The sequence below is a fragment of the Helicobacter pylori genome (genome assembly GCF_014497725.1).
Taxonomy (GTDB): domain Bacteria; phylum Campylobacterota; class Campylobacteria; order Campylobacterales; family Helicobacteraceae; genus Helicobacter; species Helicobacter pylori_DE.
The window spans coordinates 167,204-180,717 of record NZ_JACTGF010000001.1; the positions used below are offsets into that span (position 1 = coordinate 167,204).

Genomic DNA, 13,514 nt, shown 5'->3' on the forward strand with positions numbered 1-13,514 from the left:
TATAACTAAACTTGAATAACGCTTTCTAACACATCCCTAATTTTAGGGGAAGTTAAAAAGCGTTTGAGCGTTATGCGTGCTTAAAGAAGCGAGCTCTTCAGTTTCTATGTGGATGATTTCGGCAATTTTTTGAGCGATTAAAGGGATATAAGTGGGGCTATTCCTAGTGCCTCTAAAAGGGTGTGGGGTTAGATAAGGCGAATCCGTTTCTAAAAGAAGCCTGTTTTTAGGGATTTTAGGGAGGATCTCTACCAGTCTTTTAGCGTTTTTAAAAGTGCTAACCCCCCCTATCCCATAGTAAAAACGATCGCTCAATTCCAAAAGCATGCTATCAGCGTTAAAGCAATGCAACACCCCAAAAGCCTTAGGATAGCTTTTTAAAAGATTCAAACTATCAAAACTCGCCTCTCTGATGTGGATAATCAAGGGTTTGTTGTGTTGGATAGAAAATTCAATCTGTTTGGTGAAAATTTCTTTTTGTTTGCTTTTATAATTTTCTCTCTCATTCAATTCAGGCAAGCGGTAGTAATCCAGCCCGCATTCGCCTATCGCTACGCATTTTTCATGCTTGATGAATGTTTCAAACAAATTTTCATCAAAGCTTTCCACATCATAAGGGTGAGCGCCTATGGCAAAAAACACGCCTTCAAATTTTTCGCTAATTCCTACCGCTCTATTCAGATCCTTCATGTCCGCACCAGGAATCACGCATTGGGTAACGCCTTTTTCTAGGCTTTCTTTTAACACTTCTTCTAAATCGTTTTCATAATCCCTGTGATCCAAATGGCAATGCGTATCAATAAACATGCTTCTATCCTATGGTTTTATTTAATATGTTACAATACTTAAGCATTTTAACATAAGGAAAATAATCATTAACTATGTTCAGCGGTCTAATCAATCAAATAGCTAAAGTGAAAAGTTTCCACAACAATATTTTAAGCATAGAGAGCGATCTTAATCCCAAGCTTGGCGACAGCATTGCGATTAATGGGGCGTGTTTGACCGCCATAGAAAGTTCAAAAACGCATTTTAGCGTGGAATTGAGCCAAAAAACCCAAAACAGCGTAGCGTTAGAAAATTACAAGGATTTAGTCCATATTGAGCCAGCTCTAAAAGCCGATGCGAGTTTAGACGGGCATTTTGTGCAAGGGCATATTGACGCTATCGGGGTCATTGAAAAAATCATTCACAACGCTAATCAAGTGGATTTTTTCATCAGCGCTTCTGAAGAAACGCTTTTGTTGTGCGTTGAGCAAGGTTCTATCGCCATTGATGGGGTGAGTTTGACTTTAAGCAAGGTAGAAGAAAAGGGGTTTTGGCTAACGATTATCCCTTATACTTTAGAAAACACCCTTTTTAAGACTTATAAACTCAAACGGCGTGTGAATATTGAAACAGACATGTTGGTTCGTAGCGTTGCGTCTATTTTGAAAAAAACAAAAGGGTTTGAAAAAAATTTCTCTTGGAATGACGCGGATTCTTTGACTTTAGGGTATTAGATGAATAAAACCATAAAAGCCGCCGCTCTAGCCTATAACATGGGACAAGATCATGCCCCAAAAGTGATCGCAAGCGGGGTGGGTGAAGTGGCTAAAAGGATCATTCAAAAAGCTAAGGAATACGATATAGCACTCTTTTCTAACCCCATGCTGGTGGATTCGCTTTTAAAGGTGGAATTAGACTGCGCGATACCTGAAGAATTGTATGAAAGCGTGGTGCAAGTGTTTTTATGGCTCAATAGCGTGGAAAATAACGCGCAAATGTCCAAGTGATCGGGATATAAAGTTAAAACGATGGTAGTAGAATTAAAAAACATTGAAAAGATTTATGAAAACGGATTCCATGCTCTAAAAGGCGTGAATTTGGAATTGAAAAAAGGCGATATTTTGGGCGTGATAGGCTATTCAGGGGCGGGGAAATCCACGCTCATTCGCTTAATCAATTGCTTGGAGCGCCCTAGTTCTGGCGAAGTTTTAGTCAATGGGGTCAATCTGTTAAACTTAAAGCCTAAAGAATTGCAAAAAGCGCGCCAAAAAATAGGCATGATTTTCCAGCATTTCAATTTATTGAGCGCTAAAAACGTGTTTGAAAATGTCGCTTTCGCTCTAGAAATCGCCCAATGGGAAAAAACTAAGATTAAATCCAGGGTGCATGAATTGTTGGAATTGGTGGGATTAGAAGATAAAATGCATTTTTATCCTAAACAGCTGAGCGGCGGGCAAAAACAACGAGTGGCGATCGCTAGGAGTTTAGCGAATTGCCCTAATTTGTTACTTTGCGATGAAGCCACATCTGCCTTGGATTCTAAAACCACGCATTCTATTTTAACGCTTTTAAGCGGCATTCAAAAAAAGTTTGATTTGAGCATCGTTTTCATCACGCACCAGATTGAAGTGGTTAAAGAATTGTGCAATCAAATGTGCGTGATCAGCAGCGGCGAAATCGTGGAAAGAGGCTCGGTAGAAGAAATTTTTGCTAACCCTAAACATGCCGTTACTAAAGAATTACTTGGCATCAGAAACGAGCATGGGGATCAAAAATCGCAAGACATTTATCGCATCGTGTTTTTAGGGGAGCATTTAGACGAGCCGATCATTTCTAATTTGATCAGGCGTTTTAAAATAGATGTGAGCATCATTTCAGGCAACATTGAAGAGCTTACGACCAAAGATATAGGGTATTTAGTGGTGCGGTTTTTAGGCAGCACCACAGAGACTCAAAGGGCTTTAGAGTATTTAAACGCTTTAGGCTTGCAAGTGGAAAAATTAAAGGATTAAAATGATTTCTCAAATGCTCATTCAAGCCACGCTAGAAACGCTTTATATGGTGTTTGTGGCGAGCTTTTTGGCGGTTGTTTTTGGCTTGCCTTTGGGGGTTTTATTGTTAGTGAGTAAAAAAGGGCATTTGTTAAACAAACCCCTTTTGCATAAGATTTTAGACACTTCCATCAACATGACTCGCTCTTTCCCTTTTATCATTTTGATTATTTTGCTCTTGCCTTTATCGCGCTTTTTGATTGGCACAAGCATTGGCTCTAGCGCGAGCATTATCCCGTTAGCCATTTCAGCCATTCCTTTTGTCGCAAAGCTTTTTGAAAATTCTTTAATGGAAGTAGAGCATGGCAAGATTGAAACCACTTTAAGTTTGGGAGCGTCTCATTTGGAAGTCATTAAAATGATGCTTTTAGAGAGCCTGCCCTCTTTAGTGAATAATATCACCATCACTTTAATTTCTCTAATAGGCTATTCGGCTATGGCTGGAGCGTTAGGGGCTGGGGGATTGGGGGATTTAGCCATTAGGATTGGCTATCAAAGTTATAGGGGCGACGTGCTTTTTTACGCGGTGGTCGTGATCATCGTTTTAGTGCAAATCATTCAAAGCGCGGGGGATTATGTGGTGAAACGCTTGAGAAAGAATAAGTATTAGGGATTTGGTTCTCATCAAACATGAATATTCAAAGCTAACTTTAATTCTTTGTTTTTTAAATGGGATTTCTAAGCTTTGTTTATGGCGGAATTCAACTCTTTAAAAACGCTTTTAAAGGTTATCGCTCAACACTGGATTAAAGCTTTTTACAATCAATATTCAATTAAGTCATCATGCCAAAATGGGCTTTATTTTGCGCCATTGATAAATTGATTCATCTGCTCTTCTAATCCTATGATTTGCGTTATCGCTCCCTCTAAAATTTCAAAATTTTTAGCGTTTTTTGGGGCAATGCATGCAAGCTTGTTGGAAGTTTTTTCTAAGGATTGGATGTCTTTAAGCAAGGTTTTTAAAACCCCTACGCTTTTAAAATCCTTTTCAAAATAATCATCAAATTGTTGCTCTGTTTGAGACAAGTTCTCTAAAAAATCGTTTTGAAGACGCATTTGGGTGCGATCATGCCCAGTTTCTATGCAGGTTTTATAAGCTTGATGGATCGCAGTCAAAACTTCTTGGGCTTTCAAAAAAGCCTTTGAAAGCTCAACGATGATTTCATAATGTTCGCCCTCTGCTTTTAAAAACCCTAAAAAGAGCGAAATGAATAATAACTTTTTTAGCACTTTATCCCTTTACCATTGATAAGAAAAGCTCACCCCATAGCGGCTACTGCCCTTAAAATCGCTAGAGATTTCAGGATAGAGCATCCATTGTTTAGGTTTGTAGCGTGAAGTGAATAAATAAGCAAACCCCCATGCGATAAGACTGCCGATCGTAACTTGCAAGATCGTGTGTTGTCCTGCCACCACTCTGCTAGCATCAGTGAGGATTGCAAGAGCGATCACAGGAAGAGCCGGCTTCCACCCATAGCGGTAATACACAAACCCAGCCGCGCTAAACACCCCCCCAGCATGCCCGCTTGGCATGCCTCTCCAAGAATTACAGCACGGGCGTTTGGCAAATTCCACTCTAGCCCCATCTTTATGGGCGGTGCTAAAAGCTCCTTTAAGGCCATAAATCACTCCTTGAGTGACTAATGTGCCGACCGCTAATTCCCCTAAACCTCTATAATCGCGCATCGCCAAACTAACCGTGCCGACAAAAATAGGTAAAAACCTAAGTACATCGCCAATCTCTTCTAAAATGTATGCCCCCTCATTGATCGGCTCACTCCTTAAAGGATAGACCCATAAGAGCAGGATCAAAAAAAGACCTTTGAGCTTTTTCATTGAAACGCTCGCTTTTCTAAGGCGCAAACTTGCCTGTTCAAATAAGCATAGCCCATTAAATAGCATGCGATAAAGACTAGGCCAATGACAATGAGCGCGTAAGGATTTAAGCGGAATAAGACGCTGATTAAAATAAAAGGCAGGTTGCACAGAATAAGGATAAACGCGCACAAAGGGTTAGGGTAATTTAAAGAGCGTTGTTGCAAGAATTTAAATAAAAGGGTGTGCAAATGCAAATTATCCGGCATGGTGGCTTTCTGGCGTTTTATTTTGCGCCTAAGAATACTAAAAAGCACCTCTATGACCGGATAAAGCATTAAATTGAGCCCAAAAAACACGCTGATTTTTTGCTCTAAACTCAAATGTAAAAGGGAGATCCCGCACACCAAGCCCAAAAAATACGCCCCTCCATCGCCTAAAAAAATCTTTCCTAAAGGGAAATTTAACACCATAAACCCAAGCACCATGTAAGCGAGTAGACAAGACAAACTGCTAGGGTCTATATAATGAATGACTAAAAGCGTAATCGCGCAAATCCCTGATGCAAGCCCGTTAAACCCGTCAATGATATTAATAGCGTTACTGATACCCACCAGCATAAAAATAGCGAATAAAAAAGCGATAAAATAAGGCAAGCTAAAAAGGGGCGAAAAATCGCTCACCACTAAAGGCGTTGATGAAATGATGCAAACGACCCCTACGGCTTGCAAAATAAGGCGTATTTTGGGGCTTAATGAAAGGTTAATGTCTTCTAAAAAACCGCTTAAAAACACCAATAACAAACCCAAAAAAACAAAAAACCCCTTAAAAGGCATCTCAAAAGGTTCAAAATAACAAGCCAACGCAAAAGAAAGAAAGATCCCAAGCCCCCCGGCTCGTGGGGTTCTTGCATGATGAAAGCCTTGTATTTTATTAGCGTTATCCACAAAGAGCATGGATTTTTTAGACCACAAAATAATCAAAGAGCAAATAAATAAACTGGTTAAAAAATATAGCACCCACAACACTTTTATTGGATTTAATTGACATTTTGTTTTGGGTATTATAGCATTTTTAAAAGATAGCTTGATAATAAAATCTTATAGGCATAAGGGGTGGTTTTTATGTTACAATTCCAAAAATCATTATTATAAAATAAAGGATAGTCATGCGTTTTGGATTGAATATTGATCACATTGTTACTTTAAGGGAAGTGAGGAAGACTTATGAGCCTGAGATTTTAGAGGCTCTGTTTATCGCTAAAAACACCCATAAAGTGGATTTAATCACCATCCATTTGCGAGAAGACAAACGACACATTCAAAATGAAGATGTTTTGAGGTTGCTTGAAATAAGCCCTTTGCCTATTAACATTGAATGCTCTATTAATGCTGGAATCACTGATTTTTTATGCTCTTTGAAAAATAAGCCCAGTAAAGTTACGATCGTGCCTGAAAACAGAAATGAGGTTACGACAGAGGGGGGATTGGATTGCTCATTAAAGGGTTTAGAAGAGGTGATTAGAGCGTATCATAATAAGGGCATTGAAGTGTCTTTGTTTATTGATCCTTTAAAAGACGCTCTGCATTTTGCAAGGGAGCATCAAGTCAAGCAAGTGGAGTTCCACACTGGGGTGTATGCGAATTTGCACAACGCTTTATATTCTAACGCTAACAATCAAATCCATGCCATTAGCGCGCTCAAAGACAAAAGCCCCAAAGAATTGAAAGAAGAATTGCATAACGCCTTTTTGCAATTAAGGAGAATGAGCAAAGAAGCGTTTTTTATGGGAATTGTGGTGTGCGCTGGGCATGGGTTGAATTATTCTAATGTGAAAGAATTGTTAAAAATCCCCTCTTTAAGAGAGCTTAATATCGGTCATAGCGTGGTTTCAAAAGCGGTTTTAGTGGGATTAGAAAAAGCGATTTTAGAAATGGCGCAACTTATTAAGCGATAAAATGGCTAAAAAGAAAATTGCGATCAGTTGCGGGGATATTCAAGGCGTAGGCTTAGAATTGATTTTAAAAAGCCATAAGGAAGTGAGCGCGTTTTGTGAGCCGTTGTATCTCATTGATGGCGAACTTTTAGAGCGAGCCAATCAATTGCTTCATAACGCTTATGAAACTAAAACGCTTAACACGCTCGCTATCCATTCCCCCTTACCCTTATTAAACTCTAGCACGATAGGCAAAGTCAGCGCTCAAAGCGGGGCATATAGCTTTGAGAGTTTTAAAAAGGCTTGCGAGTTAGCGGATAGTAAAGAAGTGGATGGCATTTGCACTTTGCCTATCAACAAACTCGCATGGCAACAAGCTCAAATCCCTTTTGTGGGGCATACCGATTTTTTAAAACAACGCTATAAAGATCATCAAATCATCATGATGCTTGGGTGTTCAAAACTCTTTGTGGGGCTATTTAGCGACCATGTGCCTTTAGGGGCGGTTTCTCAGCTCATTCAAGTAGAAGCGTTAGTTAAGTTTTTATTAGCGTTTCAAAAAAGCACTCAAGCTCAAATCGTTCAAGTGTGTGGCTTTAACCCCCATGCGGGCGAAGAGGGATTGTTTGGGGAAGAAGATGAAAAGATTTTAAAAGCCATTCAAAAGAGCAACCAAACGCTGGGCTTTGAATGCTTTTTGGGGCCGCTGCCCGCTGATAGCGCTTTTGCCCCCAATAAGCGCAAAATAACCCCTTTTTATGTGAGCATGAGCCATGATGTGGGGCTGGCCCCTTTAAAAGCGCTCTATTTTGATGAAAGCATCAATGTGAGTTTGAACGCTCCCATTTTACGCGCTTCCACTGACCATGGCACAGCGTTTGATATCGCTTATCAAAACAAAGCGAACAACAAAAGCTATTTGAATGCGATCAAATATTTGGCTTAAAGATTTTAAAATACAAGCCAACAAAGTATAATTCAAGCAAAAACACCACCCAAAGATAAAGACATGATTTTAAGCATTGAAAGTTCTTGCGATGACAGCTCTTTAGCCCTTACAAGAATAGAGAACGCCAAACTCATCGCTCATTTTAAAATCTCTCAAGAAAAGCACCATAGTTCTTATGGGGGCGTTGTGCCTGAGCTTGCATCACGTTTGCATGCTGAGAATTTGCCGCTCTTATTAGAACGCATTAAAATCAGCTTGAATAAGGATTTTTCCAAAATTAAAGCCATCGCTATCACTAATCAGCCAGGTTTGAGCGTTACTTTAATAGAAGGTTTGATGATGGCGAAAGCCTTGAGTTTGTCTTTGAATTTGCCCTTGATTTTGGAAGATCATTTGAGAGGGCATGTGTATTCGCTCTTTATCAATGAAAAACAAACCCGCATGCCTTTAAGCGCGCTCTTAGTCTCTGGGGGGCATTCTTTGATTTTAGAGGCTAGAGATTATGAGAATATTAAAATCGTTGCCACGAGTTTGGACGATAGCTTTGGGGAGAGTTTTGATAAGGTTTCCAAAATGCTTGATTTAGGCTATCCAGGAGGCCCCATAGTGGAAAAATTAGCCCTTGATTATGCGCATCAAAACGAGCCTTTAATGTTCCCTATCCCTTTAAAAAACAGCCCGAATCTGGCTTTTAGTTTTTCAGGTTTAAAAAATGCGGTGCGTTTGGAGGTTGAAAAAAACGCCCATAATTTGAACGATGAGGTAAAACAAAAGATTGGCTATCATTTTCAAAGCGCGGCTATTGAGCATTTAATCCAGCAGACTAAACGCTATTTTAAAATCAAACGCCCTAAAATTTTTGGCATTGTGGGAGGAGCGAGCCAAAATCTGGCTTTAAGAAAAGCGTTTGAAAATTTGTGCGCTGAGTTTGATTGCAAGCTTGTTTTAGCCCCTTTAGAATTTTGCAGCGACAATGCCGCCATGATAGGGCGATCCAGCCTAGAAGCCTATCAAAAAAAGCGCTTTGTCCCTTTAGAAAAGGCTAACATTTCGCCAAGAACGCTGTTAAAAAGTTTTGAGTGAATGGATACAAAAAGAAAGCGCTAAAACGCCCTAAAATTTATCAACCTTTTATCTGTATTTGAGATGATTATTGAATAAAAACGCATTAAACTTAACAGGGAATGAGAAGCCACAGTGTAACGCTTGTTGTCTTTAATTATAATCCCAGTTTCAGTTTAGTTCAATATCTTTCTTATTTTAGTTTTAATTCTTTTTATGATTTAATACTCTTGAAAAGCTGAAAATACCGCACGAATTTGGGGAATTTAAGGGGCTTTAATGGGCATGGGGGTCTTATTTGTTTGCTTAATTGTATTATAATTTATAAATCGTATTATAATTTAAGGGAGTAGTATTTTATGGGTTTAATAGTTTTCTTAATAGTTGTTGCGCTACTAGTAACTTTTATAGTAAAAATGATACTATAAATGCTATTTTTGATTGATTTTAGGTTTAAAGTTCTATTACTTTATTATTCTTCAAACCATTAGGTTGGTGGCTGATGGTTTCAAATGGCATGTAAAAACACTGCCATATGTTTTATTGTATCATAGAGTCCTATTAGTCTAAATCCCATTAAATAAGATATTAAGCGTAAAATGAAATTTCTATAAATTCCTAATTTCAAGCTGGATTTTGGCGTATCTCTTCAATGAAAAACATGTTGTTGTAAAAACGCTTAGAAAATCAAAATAATGCCACTAACAAGGTTTTTACAGCATTTAAAAATGCTAACGCATTCATTTCAAACGCTAAAGGCGTTTATAAGATTTCTGCATGAGACTAGGTTTAAATCTTTTTTAAACCTTTTTATTAAAAAAGCGTTTCAAGTTTAGTCAAATTTAATCTTATTTTTGTTATAATTCTAGGTTGTTAAGTTTTAGTTTAAAGGGAAAAAATGCTCCGCTCTCTCTATAGCGCCACTTCAGGGATGCTCGCCCAACAGACGCATATTGACACCACTTCAAACAATATCGCTAATGTCAATACCACCGGGTTTAAAAAATCTCGTGCGGATTTTAACGACTTGTTTTACCAAGCGATGCAATACGCCGGCACCAACACAAGCAACACGACTTTATCGCCAGATGGCATGGAAGTGGGCTTAGGCGTGCGCCCTAGCGCGATCACTAAAATGTTTTCGCAAGGCAGCCCTAAAGAAACGGAAAATAATTTAGATGTCGCCATTACGGGCAAAGGCTTTTTTCAAGTCCAATTGCCTGATGGCACCACCGCTTATACAAGAAGCGGGAATTTTAAACTAGACGAGCAGGGCAATCTTGTAACAAGCGAGGGCTATCTTCTCATCCCTCAAATCACTTTGCCTGAAGACACCACGCAAGTAAACATCGGTGTGGATGGCACGGTGAGCGTGACTCAAGGCTTGCAAACGACTTCTAATGTGATCGGGCAAATCACTTTGGCTAATTTTGTCAACCCGGCGGGGCTTCATTCTATGGGGGATAATTTGTTTTCCATCACCAACGCCAGCGGCGATGCGATTGTGGGCAACCCGGATTCTCAAGGCTTAGGCAAGTTAAGGCAAGGCTTTTTGGAGCTTAGTAATGTGAGATTGGTAGAAGAAATGACGGATCTAATCACCGCTCAAAGGGCTTATGAAGCCAATTCTAAAAGCATTCAAACCGCTGATGCCATGCTCCAAACAGTCAATTCCCTCAAACGCTAAAAGGGGATTTTACTCTCCTTAACGCTCTTTAACCTCTGCTCCCTTGTTGTTTTTGTGCTTGGGGTGGTTTTGTGTTTTGGAGCGGTTGCTACCATTCTTTAATTCTTGTGGCTAGGATTTTTGAGTTTTTCAACACTGCTTTTTTTTGGCTATTGCTTGGGTTATTGCTTGAATGGTGTTTCCTTTTCATGTAAAAAACAGCTAAAACAGCTAGACCAATAAGAATACAAAAAGCAATAGCCAGATACCACATTTTCTTAGTTTTATTTGCTTCTCGTTCTGCTTTCTGTTTTGCTAATCGTTTTGCTTGTTCTAATCTTTCTTGTTCCGCTTTTAATCTTGCTTCTTGTTCCGCTTTCAGTTTTAGGCGTAAGGCGGCGATCAAAACGCATGCAGGCACGGTCACCCTATAAGCCGGCCCAGCAAGATTGATGCTCACTAACGCGCCCGTAATGACCCAACCAATAGGCCCAGCTAAAATGCCTAGAGTTTTTTTAAGCACGACTTTACCCACCACAGACGATAAACCATGCCCCAGAGTTTATCTTACCATTGCATCTGCAACAGATACAGCCAACGCATAAGAATGAGAGCCACCGGCTTTAAACAGCGTTAAAACAGATGCGATTAGGATTTGTTTGTTCTCACCAATCACTTTATCAATATTTGTCATGCCCAATTCATGGCCGAGTTCTTTAATCTCTCTCCCACTCATTTTTTCTAAACTATCTTTCAAAAGTTTAGAAAGCATGTTTTTCTCAATCAAAGAGGTTGGAGATTCTTCATGGTAATTAATATCCAAATGATCGCACGCATCGCACAAAATCTCTTTGTATAAGACCCCTTCGTTTCTAAAAAATTAATAAAAGTATTGCCCCCATAACACTGCAGTTCTTCAGCGATTCTTGTGGGGTATTTGGCGTAATCGCTACCATACCTTTTATATTCTGTTGAATCTGTCAATTCTTCATTCATTCTTAGTGTGCCATCTTCATCATAAACAATCACATCAAACAAATCTTTCAAATCATTAGAGCTTAATCGCTTTAAAAATTCCAAGTCGCTATTTATATGCCATGCAATCCCTTTAATTTATTTCTACCGCTCACTCAAATCCCACCAAACCCCTTTTTTAGTGATTGGTGATTAGTGATTAGTGATTACAGCATCATTTTTTAAAATCATGTCTAACGCCCTAAAAGGCTTAAACACACCCGCTAACTGCACATGAATATTGCGTTACAAATGCTAATGGGCTTTATTGATTTTACAACCAAAGAATGATAATAATTAAAATATTTTGATACGCTTATCATTTTGGATACGATAAATCTGATTTGAAAGTAGGAAATTATTGATTTTTTCTTTAGGTAGGGCTAATTTTTAATGAAACGCTACCTTGATTTCTAGCACAAGAAACCCCCTCCTTTAACCCTCTAACCCTTACTTTTTATCGTTTTTATGCTCGTGGTTAGCGTTGCATTGATTAGCTTGGTTTTGGCTATTTTTTTGACAACTTTCGTTGTTTTGATTTTTAGCATCACCTTTTTGATTGTGGTTTTGATTACTGCAACTGTTACTCATTGTGTCTCCCTTAAATTAAAATAAAAACTAGATGCGTTTTCGCATCTAGGTTTCCATTCTATACCTTTTTCCCTAAAAAAAGCTTAAATGGATTCTATTTGCAACGACTTCTTATCTTCACTGGCTTGCTGTGTTTTTAGGCGTAAAGTGGCAACCACAATGCATGCCGGTATGGTTACCCTATAAGCCGGCCCTGCAATATCAATCGCTGTCCATACGCCTGTAATGATCCAGCCAACAGGGCCTGTTAAAAAGCTCAGGGTTCTTGTAAGCACTTGATTGCCCGCAAGCGATAAACCACGCCCTAGAATGGTTTTTGCGACCGCATTCGCAACAATGACAGCTAATTGATAAGATTTAAAGCCTCCCATTTTAAACAGCGTTAAAGTCGCCGCGCTTAAGGCTTGTCTGTTTAAATTGTCCGTGTTTTTTATGGACAATTCATCGCACATTTCTTTCACTTCTTCATCATCCATTTCTTCTAGGCTTCTTTCTAAGATTTTAGAAAGCATGTTTTGTTCAATTAAAGTCGTTTCGGTTTTCTTGTTGTAATTGACCTTCAATTTATCGCACACATCGCATAAAATCTCTTTGTATAAGACTCCTTCACCTTTAATGAAACTCGCAAAACTATTGCTCCCATAGTATTGCAACTCTTCAGCGATTCTTTCTGCGTATTTAGCGTAATCATCGCCATGCCTTTTGTATTCTATGGAGCTTGTGAGTTTTTCATTGTGTCTTTTTTCGCCGTCTTTACCAAAAACAAGCACCTCAAACAAATCCAATAAATCACTAGATTCCAGTTGCTTTAAAAATTCCAAGTCTCTATCATATTTGTATGCCATATTATTCCTTTATATTGTTTTATCACTTATTAAAAACAAACGACTTTTCGCACCCCATCGCTGTTTTTCTAAAGTGGTTACTGATTTTAATATCATTTGTCTAAAACTACACTTAATATTCTAAAAAGGCTTAAACTCAAAAGCCCAACGCTCTTAACTCTATAGATTGATTTAAAGCGTCAATTCTTTTAAACGCTAAAGGGGGGGGATTTTTATCCCCATTTTTTCTAACCTTTACTTTTGCCATTTTATACTTAAGGTTATTAGGGGTTAAGCGGTTTGGAGCGGTTGTTATCATTTTTTTTTTTTTGTAATTCTTATGGCTAGGATTTTTGAGTTTTTCAACACCGCTTTTTGGGTTATTGTTTGAGTTATCGCTTGATCATGTGAAAAACAGCCAAAACAGCCAGACCAATGAGAAAAACACTAGCCAAATACCATGCTTTATTGGTTTTATTTGCTTGTTGTGTTTCTTGGTGTAAAGATTTACCGGAATTTGCTTTAATAATCCTATCAATCCCATTGATAAGTTGTTCCATGTCTTTTTGTCTCTGATCTTCATGCATGACCAAACAACACCAAGTGGTCAATATTACCCACAAAAATGACTCTAAAAGCAAATAAATACTGAAAACTCTATTTCCTAAAAAAACAATATCAAAAATATTATAACCAAGAATGACCCAAAGAATAAAGCTGAATATAGTTGAAAAAATCCCACCTCTCAAGGAAAAGGCTACCCAAAGGCTACCCATGGAAAAATACAGCTAGCGTATAAATCACAATTGACTCCTTTAATTTTACTTCTACCGCTCGT

18 protein-coding genes are annotated in these 13,514 nt (G+C 38.6%); 8 read left to right on the forward strand and 10 right to left on the reverse strand.

The window, feature by feature from the left end; genetic code table 11:
* Positions 1–42: 42 nt before the first annotated feature.
* A complete protein-coding gene (locus H7N69_RS00770; protein WP_000469422.1) occupies positions 43–807 on the reverse strand; it encodes a TatD family hydrolase in 765 nt (254 codons plus the stop codon).
* A 74-nt stretch (positions 808–881) separates the two neighbouring features.
* Here H7N69_RS00770 and ribE point away from each other — a divergent pair, with 74 nt between their 5' ends.
* The 4 genes from ribE to metI are packed head-to-tail and all read left to right on the forward strand — an operon-like array spanning position 882 to position 3,429.
* Entirely contained in the window at positions 882–1,502 is a 621-nt protein-coding gene (gene ribE / locus H7N69_RS00775; protein WP_000491092.1) for a riboflavin synthase, read from the forward strand.
* Positions 1,503–1,775: a FlhB-like flagellar biosynthesis protein gene (locus H7N69_RS00780; protein ID WP_001044047.1), complete on the forward strand. Its 273-nt coding sequence runs from the start codon at positions 1,503–1,505 to the stop codon at positions 1,773–1,775.
* Positions 1,776–1,796: 21 nt separating this feature from the next.
* Positions 1,797–2,780, forward strand: a complete 984-nt coding sequence (locus H7N69_RS00785; RefSeq protein WP_165558976.1) for a methionine ABC transporter ATP-binding protein — start codon at positions 1,797–1,799, stop codon at positions 2,778–2,780.
* A 1-nt stretch (position 2,781) separates the two neighbouring features.
* The gene (gene metI, locus H7N69_RS00790; protein ID WP_000625451.1) at positions 2,782–3,429 is read left to right on the forward strand and encodes a methionine ABC transporter permease; all 648 of its coding nucleotides are present in this window, start codon (positions 2,782–2,784) and stop codon (positions 3,427–3,429) included.
* 188 nt (positions 3,430–3,617) lie between these two features.
* Here the strand turns inward: metI and H7N69_RS00795 are convergent, their stop codons facing one another.
* The 3 genes from H7N69_RS00795 to wecA are packed head-to-tail and all read right to left on the reverse strand — an operon-like array spanning position 3,618 to position 5,662.
* Complete coding sequence (locus tag H7N69_RS00795) at positions 3,618–4,049, reverse strand: hypothetical protein (RefSeq protein ID WP_187884418.1); 432 nt, start codon at positions 4,047–4,049, stop codon at positions 3,618–3,620.
* A gap of 9 nt (positions 4,050–4,058) precedes the next feature.
* The gene (lpxF, locus tag H7N69_RS00800) at positions 4,059–4,655 is read right to left on the reverse strand and encodes a lipid A 4'-phosphatase (protein WP_001988762.1); all 597 of its coding nucleotides are present in this window, start codon (positions 4,653–4,655) and stop codon (positions 4,059–4,061) included.
* Positions 4,652–5,662, reverse strand: a complete 1,011-nt coding sequence (wecA, locus tag H7N69_RS00805; protein WP_187884420.1) for an undecaprenylphosphate N-acetylglucosaminyl transferase WecA — start codon at positions 5,660–5,662, stop codon at positions 4,652–4,654. The genes lpxF and wecA overlap by 4 nt, the downstream gene beginning before the upstream one ends.
* Positions 5,663–5,802: 140 nt before the next feature.
* Here wecA and pdxJ point away from each other — a divergent pair, with 140 nt between their 5' ends.
* The 4 genes from pdxJ (at position 5,803) to flgG (ending at position 10,268) form a co-directional block, all read left to right on the forward strand.
* Entirely contained in the window at positions 5,803–6,591 is a 789-nt protein-coding gene (pdxJ, locus tag H7N69_RS00810; protein ID WP_187884422.1) for a pyridoxine 5'-phosphate synthase, read from the forward strand.
* A 1-nt stretch (position 6,592) separates the two neighbouring features.
* Positions 6,593–7,516 carry a 4-hydroxythreonine-4-phosphate dehydrogenase gene (pdxA, locus tag H7N69_RS00815; protein WP_187884424.1) on the forward strand — a complete coding sequence of 308 codons (924 nt, stop codon included), beginning with the start codon at positions 6,593–6,595 and terminating at the stop codon, positions 7,514–7,516.
* 63 nt (positions 7,517–7,579) lie between these two features.
* Positions 7,580–8,602: a tRNA (adenosine(37)-N6)-threonylcarbamoyltransferase complex transferase subunit TsaD gene (tsaD, locus tag H7N69_RS00820; protein WP_187884426.1), complete on the forward strand. Its 1,023-nt coding sequence runs from the start codon at positions 7,580–7,582 to the stop codon at positions 8,600–8,602.
* A gap of 877 nt (positions 8,603–9,479) precedes the next feature.
* On the forward strand, positions 9,480–10,268 hold the full coding sequence (gene flgG / locus H7N69_RS00825) for a flagellar basal-body rod protein FlgG (protein ID WP_000946437.1): 789 nt from the start codon (positions 9,480–9,482) through the stop codon (positions 10,266–10,268).
* Positions 10,269–10,356: 88 nt separating this feature from the next.
* On the opposite strand, the gene H7N69_RS08035 is transcribed toward flgG, so the two are convergent.
* The 6 genes from H7N69_RS08035 to H7N69_RS07820 form a co-directional block, all read right to left on the reverse strand.
* Positions 10,357–10,782 carry a flagellar biosynthesis protein FlgG gene (locus tag H7N69_RS08035; RefSeq protein ID WP_332246395.1) on the reverse strand — a complete coding sequence of 142 codons (426 nt, stop codon included), beginning with the start codon at positions 10,780–10,782 and terminating at the stop codon, positions 10,357–10,359.
* A 27-nt stretch (positions 10,783–10,809) separates the two neighbouring features.
* Entirely contained in the window at positions 10,810–11,070 is a 261-nt protein-coding gene (locus H7N69_RS08040; protein ID WP_001993115.1) for a ubiquinol-cytochrome C chaperone family protein, read from the reverse strand.
* On the reverse strand, positions 11,031–11,327 hold the full coding sequence (locus H7N69_RS00840; RefSeq protein ID WP_232260150.1) for a DUF3944 domain-containing protein: 297 nt from the start codon (positions 11,325–11,327) through the stop codon (positions 11,031–11,033). Before H7N69_RS00840 ends, H7N69_RS08040 begins: the two co-directional genes overlap by 40 nt.
* Before the next feature lie 384 nt (positions 11,328–11,711).
* Positions 11,712–11,852, reverse strand: a complete 141-nt coding sequence (locus tag H7N69_RS00845; RefSeq protein WP_000071328.1) for a hypothetical protein — start codon at positions 11,850–11,852, stop codon at positions 11,712–11,714.
* Between the two features lie 83 nt (positions 11,853–11,935).
* Positions 11,936–12,697, reverse strand: a complete 762-nt coding sequence (locus H7N69_RS00850; RefSeq protein ID WP_000323696.1) for a YaaW family protein — start codon at positions 12,695–12,697, stop codon at positions 11,936–11,938.
* A gap of 371 nt (positions 12,698–13,068) precedes the next feature.
* Complete coding sequence (locus tag H7N69_RS07820) at positions 13,069–13,452, reverse strand: hypothetical protein (protein WP_232260151.1); 384 nt, start codon at positions 13,450–13,452, stop codon at positions 13,069–13,071.
* Positions 13,453–13,514: the final 62 nt, after the last annotated feature.

Bases quoted from the DNA above. Each gene is read 5' to 3' on its own strand.
- pdxA (WP_187884424.1), top strand. From the start codon at position 6,593: ATGGCTAAAAAGAAAATTGCGATCAGTTGCGGGGATATTCAAGGCGTA.
- ribE (WP_000491092.1), top strand. From the start codon at position 882: ATGTTCAGCGGTCTAATCAATCAAATAGCTAAAGTGAAAAGTTTCCAC.
- H7N69_RS00850 (WP_000323696.1), bottom strand. From the start codon at position 12,697: ATGGCATACAAATATGATAGAGACTTGGAATTTTTAAAGCAACTGGAA.
- H7N69_RS00770 (WP_000469422.1), bottom strand. From the start codon at position 807: ATGTTTATTGATACGCATTGCCATTTGGATCACAGGGATTATGAAAAC.
- pdxJ (WP_187884422.1), top strand. From the start codon at position 5,803: ATGCGTTTTGGATTGAATATTGATCACATTGTTACTTTAAGGGAAGTG.
- tsaD (WP_187884426.1), top strand. From the start codon at position 7,580: ATGATTTTAAGCATTGAAAGTTCTTGCGATGACAGCTCTTTAGCCCTT.
- flgG (WP_000946437.1), top strand. From the start codon at position 9,480: ATGCTCCGCTCTCTCTATAGCGCCACTTCAGGGATGCTCGCCCAACAG.
- H7N69_RS07820 (WP_232260151.1), bottom strand. From the start codon at position 13,452: ATGGGTAGCCTTTGGGTAGCCTTTTCCTTGAGAGGTGGGATTTTTTCA.
- H7N69_RS00785 (WP_165558976.1), top strand. From the start codon at position 1,797: ATGGTAGTAGAATTAAAAAACATTGAAAAGATTTATGAAAACGGATTC.
- H7N69_RS00845 (WP_000071328.1), bottom strand. From the start codon at position 11,852: ATGAGTAACAGTTGCAGTAATCAAAACCACAATCAAAAAGGTGATGCT.
- H7N69_RS00780 (WP_001044047.1), top strand. From the start codon at position 1,503: ATGAATAAAACCATAAAAGCCGCCGCTCTAGCCTATAACATGGGACAA.
- metI (WP_000625451.1), top strand. From the start codon at position 2,782: ATGATTTCTCAAATGCTCATTCAAGCCACGCTAGAAACGCTTTATATG.
- lpxF (WP_001988762.1), bottom strand. From the start codon at position 4,655: ATGAAAAAGCTCAAAGGTCTTTTTTTGATCCTGCTCTTATGGGTCTAT.